Annotated in this window: 6 protein-coding genes and 1 pseudogene; all 7 read right to left on the reverse strand. The window is 42.3% G+C overall.

Translation table 11 applies throughout. The annotated features are described in order from the left end of the window. Positions 1–381 (reverse strand): hypothetical protein (locus tag NST04_RS33875; RefSeq protein WP_341188204.1); only part of this gene is annotated, 381 nt, incomplete at its 3' end. A 225-nt stretch (positions 382–606) separates the two neighbouring features. Beyond that, complete coding sequence (locus NST04_RS33880; protein WP_341188205.1) at positions 607–1,074, reverse strand: DUF6985 domain-containing protein; 468 nt, start codon at positions 1,072–1,074, stop codon at positions 607–609. A 15-nt stretch (positions 1,075–1,089) separates the two neighbouring features. Then, a pseudogene (locus NST04_RS33885) lies at positions 1,090–2,319 on the reverse strand (HNH endonuclease); the annotation flags it as partial. Between the two features lie 95 nt (positions 2,320–2,414). Beyond that, positions 2,415–3,773, reverse strand: coding sequence for a transposase (locus NST04_RS33890; protein WP_341188209.1), 1,359 nt, complete (start codon positions 3,771–3,773; stop codon positions 2,415–2,417). Positions 3,774–4,145: 372 nt separating this feature from the next. Continuing rightward, a complete protein-coding gene (locus tag NST04_RS33895) occupies positions 4,146–4,613 on the reverse strand; it encodes a hypothetical protein (protein ID WP_341188206.1) in 468 nt (155 codons plus the stop codon). A 21-nt stretch (positions 4,614–4,634) separates the two neighbouring features. After that, entirely contained in the window at positions 4,635–5,612 is a 978-nt protein-coding gene (locus tag NST04_RS33900) for a hypothetical protein (RefSeq protein ID WP_341188207.1), read from the reverse strand. Between the two features lie 11 nt (positions 5,613–5,623). Next, a partial coding sequence (locus tag NST04_RS33905) for a hypothetical protein (protein ID WP_341188208.1) occupies positions 5,624–6,344 on the reverse strand: 721 nt, incomplete at its 5' end.

Genomic DNA, 6,344 nt, shown 5'->3' on the forward strand with positions numbered 1-6,344 from the left:
GATCACGATTTTACCATTACGTATGATCATGCTGCCGCTCTTGGAGGCAAGCTTGGCCCCGGATTTCAGCAGGCTCTTGATGCCTTTGCCTCCTGCGACTACAACGTTCTTCACCCCGCTGGCTGCCGCTCCGACGCCCTTCTTGACAGCTTGTCCGGCTTTCTTGAGGTCGGCTCCGACAGCTTTGAAGCCGCCCGCCATCGCCAGCTCAACCTGTCCCATCGCCAGTGCAGTAGCGAGCGCAATCGCGGCAGGTTCGATCATCTTCTGCCAGCCCTGGCTCAGGTAGGTGCCAATATAGCCGGAGGCTTGGACAATGGTCTGTGCTACGGATTTTTTGGCATCTGCTTGCAGGTATACGGTGATGATGTTGATAATCATCGGAAATGCGGCGGTTATAGCCCCACCGGTCACAATCTCTGCGACAACCAAACCGGCCAATATCACAATGACTGGCGAGGAATTTTCAAATTTCGAGATAAAGCAGAAGAATTTAATAGAAAAAAAGAGTGCATTATGGATTATCCATTAATGCACCATTTTACATATTACGAGATATTTACTTCAGCTTATTATTTATTTCTTATGAAACAGAAAAAAGGGTAGTTAAATTGCCACATCCTGATAACCGACTTTTAAAACTTGTTCATTAACTAGACGAAGACCTAAACCATTCTCGTTATCCCAAGTGCAGTCAAACGTAATCCCTATATCTCTGCCTTCATTAATATCTGGAAACGGAATAGTTATTCCTGACAATGATATATGGTTTAATAATTGATCTGTCGTTGTAATTAACGGATAACTTTCATTAACTTCCACATCATAACCAAGCTCATGTCTCTTCTGAATATAATATTTCAAAATTGCATCTATGAAACTATGCTGCAACTCTCCCCAATGTTGCAGCAATGAAGTATATGATTCATGTTGCTCTTCATCAATTTCTTCATCTTCTTCACCATCAATCATTATTGATATCTCATATTCCTTTCCAAAAAAATTAATAGTGGTATCCTTTGTCCAACCAAATTCATAGTTTAGTTCTCCAAAAACCTCATCGTTTATAATCATTTCACAGCCTCCTCTTTATTTATGAGCAAATCCACCAAACTCAAACGCTCCTGCATTTATTTCTCCTACTCCACCTAGGTGTCCAAATGTATCATTGATCTCAGTAGGAACGAGCTGTAGAGTTTTTACATCATTTAGCTCATGCCAAGTTAAACCGTTTCTATTTCGATATTTTGCTACATCTGCTCTTTTAATTGATCCCGCTTTCATTCCAAACTGACGTGCCAATTCAGGGGAGGCATTAAGCTGATCAACTAATTTCAAATCTGCTTGGGCAAAATTAATTCGTCGAGCTTTTTTCCCCATATCCCCTAATCCCCCTAGCATATGATCGACTTCCACCTGAGCTTTAGCAACAGGAGAGAAGTCAGGAACTGAGTTCTTGTATTTGATTCCCTTAACTCCAGCATCATCTAGTATTTGTTTTAATTTTGGATCTGCGGGTTGCTTGAGAGTAGCCAATGATTCACCTCTAGTTGCCTCAAAACTAACCTTTACATTCTTTTTACCAGGTGTTTGATGTAATCTATCTTGATAAGAACTAGCAAAATCTGTCTGTTTGAATGCTTTAGGAACATTAGTATCAGGCAACTTAATACTATCAAAATCAATCTTACCGTCAGGTTTGGTAACCGCATTATTATAAACATCAATTCTCTCAGATGGTTTCAGGCTCTTTATCTTATCGAGTTCTGCCTGAGTATTAATCCCTGCTTTTCTTCCATCCAGACTATCAACTTCTTGAATCGTTCCATCAGCCAGCAATACCCAAGGATTAACCTCGCCATACAGACGGATATGCTTGCCCTTGCGCACCAGCTTAAACTTCTTGAACTTGAACTTCTGCAGAATCCGGTCTAGCAGGCCCCGGAGATTTTTAGCCCCCTTCATGAGCCCCTTTTGCAGGCTCTTAATCACGATTTTACCATTACGTAAAATCATGCTGCCGCTCTTGGATGCAAGCTTGGCTCCGGATTTCAACAGGCTCTTGATGCCTTTGGCTCCTGCGCCTACAACGTTCTTCACCCCACTGGCTGCCGCTCCGACGCCCTTCTTGACAGCTTGTCCGGCTTTCTTGAGGTCGGCTCCGACAGCTTTGAAGCCGCCCGCCATCGCCAGCTCAACCAGTCCCATCGCCAGTGCAGTAGCGAGCGCAATCGCGGCAGGTTCGATCATCTTCTGCCAGCCCTGGCTCAGGTAGGTGCCGATGTAAACGGAGGCCTGGATAATGGTCTGCGACCACGATCCCTGCCAAGATCCCGATGACTGCCCTGAAAGTTTTAAATATTTTCATTTAATCTGTTTTATTACATATCTGGACAGTCAAAAGTTCTACAGAGCTAAGAAACCAGCGAATCGCGCTCCACTTCAGCGTTTCCTTGCTTGGATTTAATTATTTGGGTTATAGATACATGCGGATTTTGAGTAAACATGCGAAAAATAGACTTGCGTAAATAAGCAGCGACCGTAGCCTCGGACTGGACGGCGTGGGAAGGTGTACGCAGATAGCGAAAAAGATGCTTTGGAGTTCGGTCCGAAAAGCGTAAAGCCACCAGTTGTAGCAGTCCCATCGCAATGCATTGGCACATCACAAATCCCTCGATGGCTTCAACCGTTTTTTGGATGCATTGTCGATCGGGTTCGTTCGTTACGGCTTCGAGAGGATGGGCTTCCTCTTTTTTCAAAAACCGGTTCAGTTTCGGCATGGACTTACTCCAAAAATGGTAGCCGAAGGCGTGAGTAACCTGCTTCATTTCCCGAAACATACTTTCGATCTTGAAGCGGTAACCGTACAACATAATGATGTCCGTGGCAGGTAAAGTCAGATCGGTACTCACCAAAATCGAATACCGGCCCTCATAAACCACCAGCACAAAGCGCAATTCCAGATATAAACCTTGGCCCCAAAGCAGGTCCAGACAGAGAAATTGAACTGTCTTTTCCTCTCCGTACAGCCGAACGGTTGCGGTTTGAAAATCAGCCGCGCGAGTCGTGAACAACTCCTTGAGTTTGACCGTTTGGCCTTTTTTCGGCGGTCGACCACGTCCTGGCTTCTTCGCGGAGGGACGTTCGTAGGCGACCGCATTGGATTTCGCTTGGGTCACCAGGTGCATACGGGCTTCGGAAGCCAGGTGGCACGCCTGTAAGCGCTCCAAGGCCGGAACGGACAAGAAGTACCGATCCAAGAGCAGCAGTGCCTGACCGAAACCTTTCGCAGCCTCGAATCCTTGTTCAATCATTTGAACAACATGGGAAGGCGTCTCCCCTTCACTCGCGGATGTCTTCCAGCCCAGAACAGTCTTAACACCGTCTTGTAGATTCATGAACAAAGGCAGGCAAAACCACTTTCGGGAGTCGCCGACCAGAAGGCCAATGGCTCCGAACAAATGCCCAAAGATATAGGCACCCTTGGACACATTTTCAGATTCCTGATAGAGCTTCTTGATTCCGGGCATTCGTCGACCTTCCTTAGCCTGCTTCATCCCGTCGCCAATGAGAACAACATAGCCATGGACTACCAGAAGAGGTGCAGACCGGCGAACGATCTGAAGCCAGGCCTGCCGTAAGGATTCCGTCGACCAAGCCGAGGAACGGAAGAAGTGAATCAGCGTTTCGTAACAGCGATGATTCAAAGAGAGATCGCGAATAATGGAAGTTACCCCGAGATGATCCGAGCGCAGCATGAAGCCGATGGTAATAACGACAAACTACTCAAAGGTGGCTTGCCTAGAGAAGCAAGAACGGAAGGGAAGTAAAAGGTCATTCAGGTATTTTAGCATCGGTATGGTGAATCGCTCACGAATGGGGTAAACTACTACTTGTAACCCATTTGGCGATTATTCCTTTCGTGTGAGAACTAAAGGATACCATAATTCGCTCAATTGGGTTATTTTTCTATGCATCTATTTTCGACAAGAACTTTTGACTGACCAGTACATATGATTTTAGTGAGTTTTAGTCGGGGGAGTACAACTAGGGGAGGAAAAAAAGGTTAATCACCGGATACTAAATCCTTTAGATTAACCTTTCCCCATTATGTTATCCTAATATTCTTGGAAGCGGAGTATCAGCTATACCTCCGTCCCCGTGTAGTATTGGATATATCTTTCTCTTGGAGGAACCAACTCATCATCTAGCAGTTCTGCACTGGTTAATACCGCTTTATTCTCTAATCGGAAGATGAACAATACATAATAATCTCCCAGGGATGGTAAGGCAAATAGAGCGTAGTTGCTATTTTTTAATAGGCTGTTCGTTTCCCGGATCTTATCAGGCAAGTATTCATACTCCATTTCACCGAGCGCTTCCAGTTCATCTTGTGTTGCAAGCTCAATTCCACGCTCAAACTCATAATCCAAAATGTAATTTACAATTTCATTGTCTTCCTCTCCTTTATAATCCAGAAAAAGAAAGGCTCCGCTCGACAAGCCATATTTTAAGACTCTTTCATAATGGCTTGTACGATCCTCCCCTTCCAGAATCGCTACTGCATCCTCCTGGCCCGGAAATAGGACTTCCAGTATTCCTTTATCCAACATCTGCTTATCCTCCGTTATGCATTATTGGAAAAGCTCTTCCCCATATTGATTCAAGAAATAATCCGGATAATTTTTACGATAAAATCTATCAATTTGCACCAGTAGAGGATCTTGCTCCGGGTATGGCTCTGGCTCCTGAAACACCATTTGCGCCTCAGGTGTATTCATCAACAGCTCTTCAAAATGTTGTGGAACCGGTAACCCCTTCTTCTTCCTAACATGGAGCAGAAACAAGATTTCATATGGATAGAATCCATACCGGTAGTCACCAAATTCAATAGATTTCCCCAGTTCAGAGGCCAGCTCGGAATGATAATTGATCATTTGTCCTATCAAAGCGGTTATTTCTTCTTCTATAGGAGTTGACCAAGATTCCAAAACTCCCGAATAGATGTCTAGATTTTCTGGAATTAAAGCATACTTCATTTCAGATTCTTTCATTTTTTCCTTAACGCTAATATTTACATGTTGATCAATTTCAAAAATGGTTTTTTTTCTGTATTGTAGGTAGAGTTCCAGCAAGAACCATGTATGCTTGTTCCAATCATTTGCAGACATAGAATTCTCACCAAGATGTTTAACAATAAAATCAAACAAAATTGTCTCTTCTTTCTCCCACCCATACATCGTGAAATGAATTAAGGCAGCGACTACCTCCTTAAATGTATAGATAACCATCATTCGCGGGTAACGAATTTTATATAAGTCTTGAGCTATACATTGATAAAACAAGGAGATTTGCATCATTTTTAATCCTTCAATTTGCTTGTTCTCTAAAGAAAATACATCCTCCTTCCACACTGAATTGTAATACGTAAAAATGGTTCCAATACTTATTAATAAGATATGGTCTCTTTTTGTGTCATTTAAATCTATTATTTCAGATAATATACTTTTGATATCTTCGTATTGTTCTTTGCTATCCTCATAAAAGCTGCTTTTTTGAAAGTTCTTAGTATACTTTTTAAGTGCGATCTCTAGTTTTTTTTGGTTAAGCATTTTATCCTCCTCTATAGTTCGCTCCAAACTTTTATTTTCAAGTAATCTATCCCAAATCCTGTTCCGGTTTTCTTTACGGCTGTCTCTACTCTAATGTAATCAAACTCAAGTCCAGGATTCTCAAAATTTAGTTTTTTGTAAGCTTTAATGAAGCCTGCATATCTCGGATCATTACTATTTATCATTTGTTGGAAATATGCTTCCCCACCCATTTTTTGAGCATCAGAGTATGAAAAACTTCCTATACTCGAAGCTTTCGATTCTATAATCGTTAGCTTAGGTGGCGAACCTTGCGAAAGAAATGTTCTATCAATGCCATTCCTACCCTTTTGAAACATAGATGAAATGTCTTTCCCTAAGTTGTTCTCTTTAGCCACAAGCTCAACTACCTCTTCTCCAAAATCTCCCATATCATGATTAAACACTTTATTTTTACCGATTTTTCTTTCATACTCTTTTGTTAGTTTTAGAGTAAACTTCTCGCTTATCTCCCCTTTAGTATCTAATTTGTGTGCTGTTATATTTCTTTCGTTTGTTAGTCTTTTAAGTTCTGCTTTATTTCCATTCGCTTTTCTTACTATCGTTTCCAGTTCTGCACCTTTTAGCTTACTAAGTTCTCTGCGTTGTGACTTAGTAAGTTCAACCGGCTTCATTCCATCTTTCTTTAATTTCTTAAATTCTTTATTGAAGTGCTGGTCATCGATCTCCTGCATAGTCCCGTCGATCAGCAAT

This window comes from Paenibacillus sp. FSL H7-0756, from assembly GCF_038006765.1.
Lineage (GTDB): Bacteria > Bacillota > Bacilli > Paenibacillales > Paenibacillaceae > Paenibacillus_AQ.